17 protein-coding genes are annotated in these 15766 nt (G+C 36.1%); 16 read left to right on the top strand and 1 reads right to left on the bottom strand.

Annotation, left to right across the window (positions count from 1 at the left end; translation table 11 throughout):
- Positions 1-14: 14 nt before the first annotated feature.
- The 8 genes from efp (at position 15) to MKY60_RS11610 (ending at position 6537) form a co-directional block, all read left to right on the top strand.
- Entirely contained in the window at positions 15-575 is a 561-nt protein-coding gene (gene efp, locus MKY60_RS11645; protein WP_090563694.1) for an elongation factor P, read from the top strand.
- A 353-nt stretch (positions 576-928) separates the two neighbouring features.
- Positions 929-1138 (top strand): SpoIIIAC/SpoIIIAD family protein, encoded by a 210-nt coding sequence (locus MKY60_RS11640; protein WP_090563692.1) that lies wholly within the window; start codon positions 929-931, stop codon positions 1136-1138.
- A gap of 401 nt (positions 1139-1539) precedes the next feature.
- Positions 1540-2451, top strand: coding sequence for a stage III sporulation protein AE (locus MKY60_RS11635; RefSeq protein WP_090563688.1), 912 nt, complete (start codon positions 1540-1542; stop codon positions 2449-2451).
- A 504-nt stretch (positions 2452-2955) separates the two neighbouring features.
- On the top strand, positions 2956-3093 hold the full coding sequence (locus tag MKY60_RS11630; protein ID WP_241600037.1) for a hypothetical protein: 138 nt from the start codon (positions 2956-2958) through the stop codon (positions 3091-3093).
- Position 3094: 1 nt separating this feature from the next.
- Entirely contained in the window at positions 3095-3625 is a 531-nt protein-coding gene (locus MKY60_RS11625) for a SpoIIIAH-like family protein (RefSeq protein ID WP_241600038.1), read from the top strand.
- A 640-nt stretch (positions 3626-4265) separates the two neighbouring features.
- On the top strand, positions 4266-4763 hold the full coding sequence (gene accB, locus MKY60_RS11620; RefSeq protein WP_241600039.1) for an acetyl-CoA carboxylase biotin carboxyl carrier protein: 498 nt from the start codon (positions 4266-4268) through the stop codon (positions 4761-4763).
- A gap of 13 nt (positions 4764-4776) precedes the next feature.
- Positions 4777-6129, top strand: a complete 1353-nt coding sequence (accC, locus tag MKY60_RS11615; protein WP_093496647.1) for an acetyl-CoA carboxylase biotin carboxylase subunit — start codon at positions 4777-4779, stop codon at positions 6127-6129.
- A gap of 15 nt (positions 6130-6144) precedes the next feature.
- Positions 6145-6537 carry an Asp23/Gls24 family envelope stress response protein gene (locus MKY60_RS11610; protein WP_093496648.1) on the top strand — a complete coding sequence of 131 codons (393 nt, stop codon included), beginning with the start codon at positions 6145-6147 and terminating at the stop codon, positions 6535-6537.
- 53 nt (positions 6538-6590) lie between these two features.
- Here MKY60_RS11610 and MKY60_RS11605 read toward each other — a convergent pair.
- Positions 6591-7924, bottom strand: a protein-coding gene (locus MKY60_RS11605) for an IS3 family transposase (protein WP_340928296.1) whose coding sequence is annotated in 2 segments (ribosomal slippage) — positions 6591-7537 and positions 7537-7924 — 1335 coding nt in all. Because the reading frame shifts where the segments join, the coding sequence is not laid out codon by codon here.
- 197 nt (positions 7925-8121) lie between these two features.
- On the opposite strand from MKY60_RS11605, the gene nusB reads away from it, so the two are divergent.
- The 8 genes from nusB (at position 8122) to ahrC (ending at position 15766) form a co-directional block, all read left to right on the top strand.
- The gene (nusB, locus tag MKY60_RS11600; RefSeq protein WP_090563681.1) at positions 8122-8496 is read left to right on the top strand and encodes a transcription antitermination factor NusB; all 375 of its coding nucleotides are present in this window, start codon (positions 8122-8124) and stop codon (positions 8494-8496) included.
- Positions 8497-8526: 30 nt separating this feature from the next.
- Positions 8527-9384, top strand: coding sequence for a bifunctional methylenetetrahydrofolate dehydrogenase/methenyltetrahydrofolate cyclohydrolase FolD (folD, locus tag MKY60_RS11595; protein ID WP_241600744.1), 858 nt, complete (start codon positions 8527-8529; stop codon positions 9382-9384).
- Between the two features lie 569 nt (positions 9385-9953).
- Positions 9954-11312, top strand: coding sequence for an exodeoxyribonuclease VII large subunit (gene xseA, locus MKY60_RS11590; protein WP_241600743.1), 1359 nt, complete (start codon positions 9954-9956; stop codon positions 11310-11312).
- A 5-nt stretch (positions 11313-11317) separates the two neighbouring features.
- Entirely contained in the window at positions 11318-11539 is a 222-nt protein-coding gene (gene xseB, locus MKY60_RS11585; protein ID WP_241600742.1) for an exodeoxyribonuclease VII small subunit, read from the top strand.
- Entirely contained in the window at positions 11532-12416 is an 885-nt protein-coding gene (locus MKY60_RS11580) for a polyprenyl synthetase family protein (RefSeq protein WP_241600741.1), read from the top strand. The genes xseB and MKY60_RS11580 overlap by 8 nt, the downstream gene beginning before the upstream one ends.
- 87 nt (positions 12417-12503) lie before the next feature.
- Positions 12504-14399, top strand: a complete 1896-nt coding sequence (gene dxs / locus MKY60_RS11575) for a 1-deoxy-D-xylulose-5-phosphate synthase (RefSeq protein WP_241600745.1) — start codon at positions 12504-12506, stop codon at positions 14397-14399.
- Complete coding sequence (locus MKY60_RS11570) at positions 14396-15214, top strand: TlyA family RNA methyltransferase (protein WP_241600740.1); 819 nt, start codon at positions 14396-14398, stop codon at positions 15212-15214. The genes dxs and MKY60_RS11570 overlap by 4 nt, the downstream gene beginning before the upstream one ends.
- 102 nt (positions 15215-15316) lie before the next feature.
- Positions 15317-15766, top strand: a complete 450-nt coding sequence (gene ahrC, locus MKY60_RS11565) for a transcriptional regulator AhrC/ArgR (RefSeq protein ID WP_093496654.1) — start codon at positions 15317-15319, stop codon at positions 15764-15766.

Raw genomic sequence — 15766 nt, 5'->3', positions numbered from 1 at the left:
TTGGAGGGAAAATAATGATTTCAGTAAATGATTTTAAAACAGGCTTAACAATACTAGTTGATGGGGTACTATACAGAGTATTGGATTTCCAACATGTTAAACCTGGTAAAGGCGCAGCATTCGTACGCTCTAAATTGAGAAATTTACGTAACGGTTCAGTAAATGAAAAAACTTTCCGTGCTGGAGAAAAAGTAGAAAAAGCACAAATTGATAACCGTAAAATGCAATATCTATATGCTAGTGGAGATCAACATGTATTCATGGATACAGATTCTTACGAACAAATCGAATTAGGTGAAAACCAAATTGAATACGAACTAAAATTCTTACGCGAAAATATGGAAATACATGTAATTCAATTCCAAGGAGAAACATTGGGAGTAGAATTACCAAAAACGGTTATTCTTGAGGTAACAGAAACAGAGCCAGGTATCAAAGGAGATACTTCAGGTGGCGGTTCTAAAACTGCTAGTCTTGAAACTGGTTTAGTAGTAACGGTTCCATTGTTTATAAATGTTGGTGATAAACTAATCATCAATACAGATGAAGGCTCATACGTATCAAGAGCTCAATAATTTAATGTATACAATGTAGAGTCTCACATTTGTGAGGCTTTTTTTTAACGAAGAATTACTTAGAAGTCCTAGTATTTAAAAGAATAATATCTATAAGAGAGGGACGTTTTCGCTGCAATCAAAATATGTAGTAGTTAAAACCGCCAGGAAGCTTACGAACGCCCAGGACACTGGTGTATACGCCCTCGCCCCTCAGCGATTTGCCTAATGATCTGCTATATCCACCTGATCCCGATTTAGGAAAGACTTGTCGATCTAAAGACAATCAGAAACGAATTAAAAGTGGTTTAGTACTTTCTTTCATAATCCATCTAAATCCATCATATGTTGTTTGTATGGAAGGGGGAGGCATTGTGGAACTTCACGATGTACTTCGAGTTGCGGGTATTGGTTTATTAATAGCAATACTTCACTTGTTTTTTGAATCCACTGGTAAAAAGGAGTTTGCATTTTTTTTGTTTTTTGTTGGTTATATATATATGACAATTGAATTATTGCGACTGTTGAAACTATTTTTTTACGAAATATCTACATTTTTAGAATGGCTTATGATGACGAGTTAGCTAATGGTCATTTACATTACAATTATTCTAGCATTTGTTTTGCTGCAATTAGTAAAAGAAACATACCCTCGCATTCATTCAATTGTATATACGATTTACATTTTTCTCTTTTTAACTTATATATTCACGGTACTTATCATTCCTTATGTCTCCCAGTACATCTCCGTCATTCCAGCAAATCTACTACCGGTCTTTAAACTACTTTTATTTTCAGTCGTATTATTATTTCTTTCACAGATCATCGAAGAACTTTTTTTGGACTATGAATATACAAGCCTTGCCTCGCTATTCACTTTTACGACAAAAGCTATTTTGCTCATTGTCTGGCTAAATCATATGCAGCAATTCTATGACAAGTTTTTATCAATTTTGGGACTACTCTCTTGAAGGAATGAACAGCAATGGAAGAAATACTAATGTCTTTACTGCAGCCTATAAAAGAGGTAGCACAAACATTTTCGTACATTCTATTATTTGGATTTGTCTTTATATGTCTAGAGTGGTTTATTCCGTCGAGTAAAAGATTGTTTAAATTATTATTTATGCTCATAGTATGCATCTACTGTTTGGAACCCGCTATTCGAGCATTAGAAATGATACAGGCTATGACGAGTGAACTAGTTACTCTCTTCCTTGGTATATATCCCATTTTAACACTCGGGATTGCTGCTTCAGGAGGAGCATTTCTAATTACATCATGGAATCCAGCTGTTATGTTATTTGCTTCCTTCACTACAGTATTAGCTGGGAAAATTTTAATACCTGCCATTATGGCTGCTTTTATATTTGACTTAATAAGTAGAATTCATCCTCCTACTTCATTTTCCAAAATGTCTGATCTCATCCGTTTAACTTTAATAGGATCTACTTCTATTATTCTTCTCTTATATAGTATTTTCATGTCAGTGAACGGTGTGATTACGTGGTCTGTAAGTGGGACCGTTAATGAGACTGTAAAGCGGTTAATTCAAAATAATATTCCGTTTGTCGGATCTTTATTGACGGAAAGTATTAGTACGATGAAGAACTTTTCCTCCTCTGCTTCAGTTATAACTGGAAACGCAGTTATTCTATCTGTGCTAATGTTGGTATCTATTCCAACCATACAAACAATTCTTATTGCTTTTTTATACCGTTTACTAGGTGCTATTTTAGAGCCTTTTGTTGACGGCAATATAAGTGGACTACTAGATGATATTGGTAAGACGCTGTTCGTACTTTCTATAATTTCAGTGCTAATTGCGTTTACGTTTTTCTTTACAATTATTTTAACGATGTTATTTGCAAAACTATTAATAAGTGGGAAAGGATAGTAACCATCGTCGTTACGACACTTCTCTTAGGTATTTTAATGATTGTTCTAATTGGAGAGTTAATCTCTATATTATTGGAGCATACCGATAAAGAAAGGAACGGATTTCTTGTGAAAATTGCAATTATCTATTGGATTCTTTCCTTTCTCTTCATATAAACAGGTTGTCTTGCATAAAGTATTGTAACCATCATGAAAAGAAGGGTGATTCACAATTTCATTCAAACAAAAACCCACTTTTCGTTTTGTTGTCATTTGTATAGCTGTTCTTTTCATTAGTCTACTTTTTTCTGACCTACTTACTCGTGATGAAGGGAGCAATATTGAAACCGAAGTTCCAGCCTATCAAGACTCAGAAAATCTAATATCTATTTTAGAAAAGATTAATGGGGTAGGTAAGGTTGCAGTTTATTTTCATTACGATGTTAGTTCTGAAAACACTTCGGAAAGTGATGATCTTTCATTATTCCAGTGGACAAGTGACAGTAAAAAGGACAAAGAGGAATTGATTGGAATACTAGTAGTTGCGGAAGGGGCGAACGATAAACGTATACAAAATAGTTTAATAAAGACACTTTCATCTGTACTGCAAATATCTCCACATCGAATTGTGATAGAAGAAATGGAATTGGAGGATAAATAATATGAATAGAAAAAGATCTGTATGGTTTTTAACATTATTTAGTTTAGTAGCAGTAGTGACGGTTTTCTATGTATCGGATCGACCATCTCCATTCGATGGGATTCAACTATTTTCCGATGATACGTTAGATGAGGTAGGGTTAGTAGAAACTTCGTCGACAAATGAAGAATCATTTGCTTCTAAAAGTAATGCATTTGAAGAAATGAGAATGGAAGTAACTGAAAAACGCAGTCAACTTCGTGATCAATTAACTACAAAAGTAGGTTCCAATGAATTTACTGCGGAACAAAAAGACGAGGCATATAACCAAATTGAGGAACTAGTTAAAATTGATTCCACTGAAGCGATGCTGGAATTAATCATCAAGTCATTAGGTTATGATGACGCATTAGTTCGTATAGAAGAAAGTGATGTTTTTATAGATGTTGTATCAAATGAACAATCGACTAAAAAAGCATCAGAAATTATTTATCAGGTTAAACGTGAGTGGCCAGAAGCTTATAATGTTGAAGTAAGTTTTGATGGTCAGTAATCTATAAAAAGATTAAAATACTTAGTATATAGTAATTTAGAAGAGTGCCTGAATAGGCGCTTTTTTTTTTTAGTATATAAAATAGTAAGTGAGCACTGGTTTCATGATCCTTAAAGGATGAATGACCGAGCCCATATTCATTTGCAGTGAACCTTCCGCTTTTCATTAGTAGTGCTCAATAATATATTTTACATAGCAATTGATGTTATAAGAAGCAGGGACATCTCATCCGTAAATTCCGGTAGGTAATTGTTAAACGTAGTTAACTCACTAAACAAAAAGTAATTTAAACTATTGAGATAAGGAGTAATTTCATTATAAGAGTATTGGACGACAAAGATCTAGTTGGAGTCCAGCTGACAGACAAAAGACATAAGTTACCGAGAAAAGATAGACCAGTCTTGACCATACTTATTAAGAGCTTCTAAAAATCAATGACAATAATATAACGAACAGTACTCATTCCGAAGCCTAATGAAAAGCTTAAAAACAGTTTTTGAACTATAAAGACGAAGCTTCTTTTTGTCCGGTTTTATTTATTATTTCAGAATAATTAACCCTATCTATTTCAAATTTGCAGGAAAACGTCTAAAATAGAAAATGGAGCAATTAATAATGTAGATTAAAGGGGAATAGCTAAATGAAGATTCAAGAAATAAGAGAAATTATTAAACTAGTCGATCAGTCGTCATTAGATGAATTTTTATACGAATCAGAAGGTACAAAAATTAAACTGAAAAAAAATGCAAAAGGTACTGTAAATTCTAATAGTGAAACATTTGATAGTTCATCAATTGTAGAACAACCAAAACAAGTAGAGGTAAAAGCCCCTATCGTTCAAGAAATACCAAAAGAACCTGTTGTAGTAGAAACTGCCGAAGATGTAGCGGATAGCTCATTACATACCATTATTTCACCAATGGTTGGTACGTTTTATCAATCCTCTTCTCCAGATGCAGCTGCATACGTTGAAGTTGGTACGAAAGTATCGTCTGATTCTATTGTCTGCATCGTAGAAGCAATGAAGCTGTTCAATGAAATTGAAGCGGAAATTGATGGAGAAGTAGTAGAGATTCTTGTGAAAGACGGACAACTAGTTGAATATGGTCAACCTCTGTTCCTCGTTAAAGGAAACTAAGAAAGGAGCAAGGATGATGAAAAAAGTACTAATTGCGAATCGCGGAGAAATAGCTGTCCGTATAATACGTGCATGTAAAGAATTAGATATTGAAACTGTTGCTGTGTATTCAGAAGCAGATCGTGAAGCACTTCATGTTCAAATTGCTGATGAAGCTTACTGTATTGGTCCGAGACTTTCAAAGGATTCCTATTTAAACTTCTCTAATATTATAACTGTAGCAAAACTAACTGGCTGTGAGGGAATTCATCCTGGTTATGGATTCCTAGCAGAGAATGCCGAGTTTGCTGAGCTATGTGAAGAGTGTGATATTAAATTTATCGGACCAACTTCTTCTGCTATTAAAAGTATGGGGATTAAAGATGTTGCTAAAGAAACAATGCAAAAAGCAGGAGTTCCAACAGTGCCAGGATCTAAAGGCATTGTAGAAACCGATGAGGATGCTTTGAAGGTTGCGAATGAAATTGGTTTTCCAGTAATTATTAAAGCTACTGCTGGTGGCGGTGGTAAAGGAATCCGTGTAGCTAAAGATGAAGAAGATCTCCTAAAAGGAATTAAAATAACTCAAAAAGAAGCGGCAGCAGCATTTGGCAACCCTGGCGTTTACTTAGAGAAATATATTGAAGTATTCCGTCACGTAGAAATTCAAGTGTTAGCTGATGGCCACGGAAACGCGGTCCACTTAGGAGAGCGCGATTGTACTGTTCAGCGTCGCATGCAAAAGCTAGTGGAAGAAGCACCATCACCAGCATTGTCCGAAGAGCTTCGCGCTGAAATGGGAGAAGCTGCTGTGAAGGCAGCGCTTGCTGTTGGTTATGAAAGTGCAGGTACAGTAGAATTTATCTTTGATCATATTGAACAAAAATTCTACTTTATGGAAATGAACACACGTATTCAAGTGGAGCATCCTGTCACAGAAATGATTACAGGTGTAGATTTGATCAAACAAATGCTTTTAGTTGCAGCTGGTGAAAAATTGCCTTTCGAACAAAAAGATATTAAACTTAATGGATGGTCAATTGAATGTCGTATTAATGCAGAGAACCCTGCGAAAAACTTTATGCCTTCTCCAGGACTAGTTGAGTTTTATTTACCTCCAGGTGGGTTAGGAGTTCGAGTAGATTCAGCTGTATACCCAGGTTATACGATACCACCATTCTATGATTCGATGGTTGCTAAGCTTATAGTACATGCTGCAACTCGAGAAGAAGCAATCGCTAAAATGAAACGTGCACTAAGCGAATTTGCTGTTGAAGGGGTCGAAACTACGATTGGATTTCATTCGAAGCTCATGAATCATGAAGTATTTGTGTCAGGGGATTTTGACACGAAATTCTTAGAAAAATATGATGTAATGAATTCATAATAAGGAGTGAAGGATATGACAGAAACTACTGAACAAAAATATGTTCAAATGACTCCTGAAGGAAAAGAGTATTTAGGGACAATAGAAATTGCTCCCGAAGTAATTACAGTAATTGCTGGAATTGCTACAAATGAAGTAGAAGGTATAGCTGGTACACGAGGAAACTTTGCAGCAGGAGTAGTAGAACGCTTAGGGAAAAAAGTACATGGCAAGGGGATTAAAACGGAGATAAACAATGAAGGATTATTTATCGACGTATATTGCCTTGTGAAATATGGCTCATCTGTTCCTATCGTTGCAAGAGAAGTCCAATCCCAAATTCGCCAATCAATCGAGAATATGACGAGTTTGACACCTAAAGAAGTGAATGTACATATAACAGGTGTTCAATTCGATACAGTAGAATAAAAGAGAAAGAGCTATCTAAACTGTACCCTTTGTAAAGGACATTTTGAAAAAGGTTAGGCAACTTGTTGAAGCTGCTGTCTGTATTTTGCAGGCGGCAGCTTTTTTAAATTCCATTGGCCTCTATAATAATTGTAATATATCATATAACACTTCACTTCTTGTTTTACTTCTTCTAATGTTTCGCATTCTTTTATATTTGTTTCATCTTTAAAATGCCCAAAGAATGATTCTTGTGGAGCATTGTCCCAACAGTTTCCACGGCGTGACATTGACTGTCCAAGATTCATCTTTTTCACTAATTTTTGATAGGTCGGATTTGTGTAATGAAATCCCTGATCCGAATGAATAAAGGCATCATTTCGAATATGTGAATGACGACGTCTTAATTGGTGAAGTGTATCTAATGCGATGTCTAATGTAATTTTATCTGAGACTTCATACGCTAAAATTTCATTCGTCTCTGCGTCTTTAATCGTGGATAAATAAGCACGCTTTCCGCTTCTGTAGTTTAAATATGTGATATCCGTTAATAACACTTTTCCAGCCAACCCTTGTTTAAAGTTGCGCTGCAATTCGTTCGGGCATGTGCGATGTTCTTTTGTTGCTTTCGCCATGCGGCGATAGGGATTCGCTTTTCGAATTGGACAAACAATCTCAAATTTCTTCATAATGCGGCGAATACGTTTTAAGTTATATGTAATCTGGTACTGGTTTTGGAGTGTCATTTTAATTTGGCGTGCTCCTTTTTTGCGTCCTCGGAAATGATACGCCTTTAAAATGATGTTTTTCACCACCTCGTCCGAACCGCCTTTAATTGCACGTTTTTGAATGGATTTTTCATCAAAGTAATTGTAGAAACCTGATCGAGATACATCCATTACCTCGCAAAGATAACTTACCATACGCTTTAACTCATACTTTTTAATAATCTGGTTAATGAGTTCGAATTTTAATTCTGGCGCAATTTTTATTTCTTCTTCACCATCTGCCTTTCGAGTAAATCGAGCTTTTTTAGGAGTTCGTTCTCTGCCTCAAGTAATCGAGTCTTCGCTTCTAATCGTGCATACTTTTCCTCGAGACTTAGTTCTCGTTCAAGTGGGCGACCAGAACTATATTTCCGAGAATCTTCTAACCCAGTAATTCCTTGGTTTTGGTATGCTGTTTTCCATCGAGCTGCCGCTTTATGAATGCGTGTCATCCCCATCATTTCGATATCAAATCCTGCATCTTCAAAAATTTCACGCGGAAACTTCCCAAATTCATTTTCAGTAATAAATAATCGTTTAAATTCATCTGTGTACGTAATCGCTTTATTGCTTACAGCTTTTACATATGGATTCTTTTTTAGTTCTTTTTGTTGGTTAGGTGTTAAATAATTTTTAGTCATAATTTATCGCTCCGAATACTGTTTTTTTCATTATAAACAAAAAGACCCTATAAGATGACCTTTTTTAAAGTGTCTATCTTATAGGGTACAGTTTATCCGTTAGATGGCTCTTTCTTTTTTTTGCCTTTCTAATACACATACTACAAAAAAATATGCTATGATTGTCTAGATAGTTACATTTAAAGGAGAACTAAATAATGAAACGAAGACAAGCGAGAGAATTAGCATTACAAGCATTATTTCAATTAGACAATCATGAAATTTCCATAGAAGAAGCTATTGGACATGTTACGGAAGAAAAAGATTCCTTCCTAACTCAAGTAGTGTCTGGAGTCGTGAATCACAAAGAGGAAATAGATGCTTCTTTAACAGATAAACTAGAAAACTGGTCGCTTTCCAGACTTCCGAAAATTGAACGTACAGTGCTAAGAATAGCAGTATTTGAGTTACTATACACTGAAGAAACACCAGCAAAAGTTGTAATTAATGAAGCACTAGAAATTTGTAAAGTATTTGGAGACGAGAAATCAAGTCGTTTCGTAAATGGTGTTTTATCTAAATACGCAGAGTAATAATCTACATTGACTTAAGGAGCGTTTGAAGTGTCTACTAATAAAATTGATGGAAAACAAATTGCAGGATTAGTTACAGAAAAAGTGAAAGAACGTGTTGAAAACCTAAAATCTAAAGATATCGTTCCAGGACTAGCGGTTGTTTTAGTAGGGAGCAATCCAGCATCACAAACTTATGTAAACAATAAAGCAAAGACATGTGAACGTTTAGGCATGTATTCCGTATTAATTGAGCTAGACGAAAATATTTCTGAATCGGAGCTTCTTAAAAATGTAGAGGCACTTAACCAAGATGATAAAATTCATGGTATTTTAGTTCAATTACCATTGCCTTCACAAATTGATGAAGACCGAGTAATAGCAGCTATTTCTCCATTAAAAGACGTGGATGGTTTCCACCCAGAAAATGTTGGGAAAATGATGATTGGCCAACAATCTTTCCTTCCTTGTACACCTTTTGGCGTGATGAAATTACTTGAATATAGTGATGTAGGAATTGCAGGAAAACATGCTGTTATTATTGGTCGAAGCAATATTGTTGGTAAACCGATGGGGCAATTATTATTACAAAAAGATGCGACAGTTACCTACTGTCATTCTAGAACAAAAGATTTACATTCATTTACTAAGCAAGCTGATATTTTAGTTGTAGCAACTGGTCGAACTAAAATGATTGATGCTAGTTATATTAAAGAAGGTGCAGTTGTTATTGATGTAGGCATCAACCGTGACGAGAACAATAAGCTTTGCGGAGATGTAGATTTTGATTCCGCACAGGAGGTAGCTTCGCTGATTACCCCAGTACCTGGTGGAGTAGGTCCAATGACAATCGCGATGCTTATGGAAAATACTTGTTTAGCAGCTGAAAATACATTAACTAATAAATAATTGGTGAGCTGTTTTTCTATGAAAGACAGCTTTTACCATGAAGGATAAACCTACTTTTTTATGTAATCCGTTAACGCTACTGATTTCCGTTACATGTGGACGCTTTCCATGGGCGAGGCCGAGCCTCCTCGGTAGCTACGCTCCCTGCGGGGTCTCGACTTTCTCGCTTATCCCGCTGGAGTCGCCACATTTCACTCCAATCAATAAATTGAGTTTAACTGCAATTAGATTTTGTAAAGCCTATCGCTAGGTAGAAATAGATTAAGATTTAGCATAGATAAATTGGACTTCTAAAAGCTGTTGAAATTAGAGATGCTACTAATTTTATCTGATATTTTATTTAATTATCCTTTCAAAGTGGATTTCGTTGATTGAAGCGCAAAGAGGGACTCCAGTGGGAACAGCGCGAGCTAAAAGCCCCGCAGGAACGAAGTGACGAGGAGATTGAAGCCGTGCCAACGGAAAGCGTCCGCCTGAAGCGAAAATCAACGGTGTCTCTATAGTTACTTTTCTTTAAAGGAATGGGGCGCCTGACGCTTTTCTAATTATACTAATGGAGTTGTATTTTTGTGACTACAGAACCGAGTAAGTACTTAACTGTAAAAGCCCTAACTAAATACATAAAGCGAAAATTTGATGCTGATACGCATCTACGAGATGTGTACGTAAAAGGAGAACTTTCCAATGTGAAAGTTCATTCTAGCGGACATATCTATTTTACGCTTAAAGACGATGCTGCTCGACTTACTTCTGTCATGTTCGCGATGAATGCCAAATCATTAAAATTTGTACCTGAAAGTGGCATGAATGTACTCGTTCGAGGAGATATAAATGTATTCGAAGTAGCTGGTCAATATCAATTATACGCTGCTACTATACAGCCAGACGGTATAGGGGAGCTTTTTTTAGCATTTGAACAATTAAAAAAGAAATTGCAGCAAGAAGGGCTTTTTCATCCGAGTCGTAAAAAACCAATTCCAACATTCCCTAAAAAAATTGGTGTAGTCACCTCTAAAACTGGAGCAGCTATACGGGATATCTTAACAACATTAGAACGTCGGTACCCTATTTCCGAAGTGATTGTATTTCCTAGTATTGTTCAAGGACCTCAAGCTGCGCCTTCCATTGTTAAGTCTATTGAAAGAGCAAACCAAAACAATGATATGGACGTTTTAATCGTTGGACGAGGTGGCGGTTCCATTGAGGATCTATGGGCTTTCAACGAGGAAGTAGTAGCAAGAGCAATTGCAAATAGTAGAGTTCCAATCATAAGTGCTATTGGTCATGAAACAGATACAACTATCGCTGATTTTGTTTCAGATTTAAGAGCCCCGACCCCAACAGCAGCTGCTGAAATGGCAGTGCCAAGCAAAGAAAACCTTATGCAAAATATTTTATCATTTGAATCGGCAAGCTTACATTTTATCACTAAGCGGATAACAGATGAAAAAAACAGATATAAACGAGCAATGGAATCACCGATAATGGCAACTCCCGAGAAATTATATCGTCCTTTTATTGAAAGGTTTATTCGTACAGAGCAACAGTTACAAAGAGAAACAAACCTTCTTTATAACAGTAAGCATCGAGATTTCTTGCAGGTTCAAAATAGATTTTCTCAATTATCTCCACAAAAATTAATCGATCAACATCATAAATCTGTCCAGTCAATAACTAACCAATTGAACCAAGCATCACTATCCACGTTTGAAAAATATCGTCAGCAATTTGTTGGCTCTATACGTACTTTAGAAGCGTTAAATCCGTTGAAGATTATGGACCGTGGATACAGTATTATATTTAAAGAGGGTAAACTAGTTAAATCCGTGGAAAATGTAAAGAAAGATGATTCGATATTTATTACATTACAAGATGGTCAATTAGAAGCTATCGTTAGGCAAGTTGAAGTGAAAGAAAGTGGGGACTAATACTAATGACTAAGAAGGAAATTCTATTCGACGAAGCAATGCTGCAATTAGAAAATATAGTTCGCCAGCTAGAACAAGGTGATGTACCTTTAGAAAGTGCTATAGAACTATACCAAAAAGGTATGGAGCTTTCCAAAGTATGTAGTGACAAGTTGCAAAAAGCGGAAAAACAACTAGTAACATTTATAGATGAAAACAAAGAAGACGTTGGTGCGGACAATGAGTAATCTATTAACTTCATTTATACAAACCAATCAGCCGCTTATTGAAGAAACATTACATGATCTTATAAAAGATATAAAGGCGCCACAGCCTCTAAAAGATGCTATGCTGTATTCACTTCAAGCAGGTGGGAAAAGAATTAGACCATTATATACACTTGCAGTTTTAAAAGAGCTAGATATTCAGAATGAGGACGCACTTATTGTTGCAAGTACGATTGAAATGATTCACACGTATTCACTCATTCATGATGATTTACCTGCGATGGATAATGATGATTTACGACGTGGAAAACCAACCAATCATATTGTATTTGGCGAAGCACTTGCTATATTAGCAGGAGATGCACTTGTAACGATTGCTTTTGGTATTATTGCTAGACTTCAAAATATTTCCCCTCAGCTAAAAGTAGATTTAATCGAAAAGTTAAGCTGTTCTGCGGGTGCAGAAGGAATGGTTGGCGGTCAAGTATTAGATATGCTAGGTGAAGGTCAAAATTTAACATTAGAGCAATTGGAAGAGATTCATGTAAATAAAACAGGGGCCTTATTATCCTACAGTATTTTAGCAGGAGCTATCATTGCAAATGTTCCAGGAGAAGTAATGAGTGCATTAAAAAAATATGCATTTCATATTGGTCTTGCTTTCCAGATTCAAGATGACATTCTAGATGTAGAAGGTACATCGGAACAGTTGGGTAAAACTGCTGGTAAAGACTTAAAAAGCGAAAAAAATACATACCCTTCAATTTTGACTATTGAAGGTGCAAAAAGAGAACTTCAAAATCAGTATAACCAAGCTTTCCAAGCCTTAGAGAATGTTCAAATGCACAATGGTTTACTAGTAGAGTTTGCCAATTACATTACGAAAAGATCAAAATAGTAGCGAATAATTTGTTTTTTATACAATTATTGCTATGATATTAACTAGTTGTAAAGAAGGAAATCTAATAGAAGGTGTGTGATGGCAATGGATTTAACTTCAATTTCTAGCCCATCCTTTTTAAAAAGTTTAGATAATGAACAATTAAAGGAACTTAGTGAAGATATTCGATCGTTTTTAATAGAAAATTTAGCCGTAACAGGTGGGCATATTGGGCCGAACTTAGGAGTAGTAGAACTAACAATTGCTTTGCATAAATCATTCAATAGCCCAGAAGACAAATTTCTGTGGGATGTTGGACATCAAGCATATGTCCATAAGATTTTAACAGGGCGAGCGAGTCAATTTGATACACTGCGTCAATTTAAGGGATTATGTGGGTTTCCAAAGCGTATTGAAAGTGAACATGATGTATGGGAAGCAGGGCATAGCTCAACTTCACTTTCTGCAGCAATGGGGATGGCAAAGGCTAGGGATATTCAAAACAAGAAAAATTATGTTGTACCAATAATTGGAGATGGTGCTCTTACTGGAGGTATGGCATTAGAGGCTTTAAATCATATTGGACATGAAAAAACCGATATGACAGTTATTTTAAATGACAACGAAATGTCTATCGCACCTAATGTAGGGGCTCTCCATAATGTGTTAGGTAGATTACGTACTCATGGAACTTATAACAAGGCAAAAGATGAGTTAGAATCATTGCTGAAAAAAATCCCAGCAGTTGGTGGAAAACTTGCAGTTACAGCAGAGCGGGTGAAAGATAGTCTAAAGTATTTACTAGTTTCAGGAGCATTTTTTGAAGAACTAGGATTTACCTATCTCGGTCCAATCGATGGTCACGACTTTGTAGCATTAGAAGAAAACTTACAATATGCAAAGAAAATGAAAGGTCCAGTAATTCTACATGTTATAACGAAAAAAGGAAAAGGTTATAAACCTGCGGAGCTTGATAAAATAGGTACATGGCATGGAACAGGTCCATATAAAATGGAAACTGGTGATTTTGTCAAATCAACTTCAAAAGGACCTTCATGGAGTGCATTAGTTGCCGAAACTGCGAGGAAGCTTGCGCGAACAGACAAACGTATTGTAGCAATTACTCCTGCAATGCCAGTAGGTTCCAAGTTAGAAGGGTTTGCTTCTGAGTTTCCAAATCGCATGTTCGATGTAGGTATTGCAGAACAGCATGCTACTACAATGGCTGCAGGTATGGCTGCAGATGGTATGAAACCGATGCTTGTCATTTACTCGACGTTTCTTCAACGTGCTTACGATCAAATTCTTCATGATATCTGTCGACAAAACCTAAATGTTGTCATTGGTATTGACCGTTCTGGCTTAGTCGGAGCAGACGGAGAAACGCATCAAGGGGTATTTGATATTTCCTTCTTACGTCATATGCCGAATATGGTCATTATGATGCCTAAGGATGAAAATGAAGGACAGCATATGGTTAAGACTGCCTTCGATTATTCGGATGGACCAATAGCACTTCGTTATCCAAGAGGAAATGGTCTTGGCGTTCCGATGGATGAAGAATTGAAAACTATTCCAATTGGTTCTTGGGAAGTACTAAAAGAAGGTACACAGGCAGCTATTCTTACATTTGGAACAACTATACCAATGGCTATGAAGGCTGCGGAAATTCTTTCAAAAAATAATGTTTCAGTAGAAGTTATTAATGCGCGTTTTATAAAACCATTAGATGGAGAAATGCTTCGAGACCTACAGGCTCGTAATATTCCTATCGTTACATTGGAAGAGAGTGTTCTTCAAGGTGGTTTCGGTAGTGCAGTAATAGAGTTTTATAATGAACATAACATACATGCAAATGTTCACCGAATGGGTATTCCAGACATCTTTATCGAACATGGTGAGGTAAATCAATTACTGGAAGAAATTCATATTACTTCAGATGAGATTGTAAAGGTAGTGACCAGCAAAGTAAGTGAATCTTCAAGGTATATCTCATCATGACTAAAATACCGAAAGAAAGAGTAGACGTATTATTAGTCGAACAAGGATTATTCGAAACAAGAGAAAAGGCTAAACGTGCGATAATGGCAGGACTTATTTATAAAAACGAAGAGCGAATTGATAAACCTGGAGAAAAGGTGGAAAATACCTCTGTTTTAACTGTAAAAGGTCAGGTATTAAAGTATGTAAGCCGTGGTGGATTAAAGCTAGAAAAAGCATTGGAACAATTTAACTTAAGTATAGAAGACAGAATTATGCTTGATATCGGTTCTTCTACTGGTGGCTTTACAGATTGTGGTTTGCAAAATGGTGTTAAGCATGCCTATGCGTTAGATGTGGGAAGCAACCAATTAGCATGGAAAATAAGGCAAGATGCTCGTGTAACTGTTATGGAAAAAACGAATTTTAGATACTCAACTCCTGCAGACTTTTTAGAGGGTTTACCATCATTTGCATCAATTGACGTATCATTTATTTCCTTAAAACTTATCTTTCCGACATTAAAAACAATTTTAGTACCTAATGGAGATGTAATTGCTCTTGTAAAGCCTCAATTCGAGGCAGGCAAGGATCGCGTAGGGAAAAAAGGAGTAATAAGAGATAAGGCAGTCCATGTTGATGTTTTGAATGACATAGCTAATTTTGCGGAAAGTCAGCGTTTTCGATTAAAAAACGCTTCTTTCTCACCTATAACTGGCGGAGAGGGAAACATAGAATTTCTATTTCATCTCACGAATATCGTAGGTGAAGAATTTCCACCGCATCAGATAGATTTTGCAAAACTAGTAGACGAAGCACATCAACTACTTAAATAACTTGCGGCTCTTGTGAAAGAGTCGCTTTTTTCTTGTTACTTTTCCAATCCAATGCTATTGTATAAAGTAAACAGTATAAATATACAATGAGGTGAACCCAATATGAATAAGGGACAACGACATATTCGCATAAGAGATATTATTGGAAAGCACGAAATTGAAACACAGGATGATTTAGTCGATTTTCTAAAAAATGCGGGATATAATGTCACTCAGGCAACAGTATCGAGAGATATTAAAGAACTTCATTTAGTTAAAGTGCCATTGCCAAATGGTAATTATAAATATAGTTTACCTGCAGACCAACGCTTTAATCCTATACAAAAACTACGAAGAGCATTATCTGATGCGTTCGTTAGTATTGATGGAGCTAGCCATTTCTTAGTAATGAAAACATTACCTGGTAATGCACATGCAATAGGGTCCTTGATAGATTACTTAGATTGGCCAGAAATTTTAGGAACTATTTGCGGTGACGATACTTGTTTGATCCTATGTAGGCAGGAACAAGATAGTCAAACTATTAAAGATCGCTTACTCGAAATGCTCTAA

Source organism: Psychrobacillus sp. FSL K6-1415 (genome assembly GCF_038003185.1).
In the GTDB taxonomy this organism is placed as follows: Bacteria; Bacillota; Bacilli; order Bacillales_A; family Planococcaceae; genus Psychrobacillus; species Psychrobacillus psychrodurans.
This window is presented reverse-complemented; position numbering and strand designations above follow the sequence as displayed.

Coding starts and splice junctions, on each gene's coding strand:
- efp (WP_090563694.1), top strand. CDS start 15: ATGATTTCAGTAAATGATTTTAAAACAGGCTTAACAATACTAGTTGAT.
- MKY60_RS11635 (WP_090563688.1), top strand. CDS start 1,540: ATGGAAGAAATACTAATGTCTTTACTGCAGCCTATAAAAGAGGTAGCA.
- MKY60_RS11625 (WP_241600038.1), top strand. CDS start 3,095: ATGAATAGAAAAAGATCTGTATGGTTTTTAACATTATTTAGTTTAGTA.
- accB (WP_241600039.1), top strand. CDS start 4,266: ATGAAGATTCAAGAAATAAGAGAAATTATTAAACTAGTCGATCAGTCG.
- accC (WP_093496647.1), top strand. CDS start 4,777: ATGATGAAAAAAGTACTAATTGCGAATCGCGGAGAAATAGCTGTCCGT.
- MKY60_RS11610 (WP_093496648.1), top strand. CDS start 6,145: ATGACAGAAACTACTGAACAAAAATATGTTCAAATGACTCCTGAAGGA.
- nusB (WP_090563681.1), top strand. CDS start 8,122: ATGAAACGAAGACAAGCGAGAGAATTAGCATTACAAGCATTATTTCAA.
- xseB (WP_241600742.1), top strand. CDS start 11,318: ATGACTAAGAAGGAAATTCTATTCGACGAAGCAATGCTGCAATTAGAA.
- MKY60_RS11580 (WP_241600741.1), top strand. CDS start 11,532: ATGAGTAATCTATTAACTTCATTTATACAAACCAATCAGCCGCTTATT.
- dxs (WP_241600745.1), top strand. CDS start 12,504: ATGGATTTAACTTCAATTTCTAGCCCATCCTTTTTAAAAAGTTTAGAT.
- MKY60_RS11570 (WP_241600740.1), top strand. CDS start 14,396: ATGACTAAAATACCGAAAGAAAGAGTAGACGTATTATTAGTCGAACAA.
- ahrC (WP_093496654.1), top strand. CDS start 15,317: ATGAATAAGGGACAACGACATATTCGCATAAGAGATATTATTGGAAAG.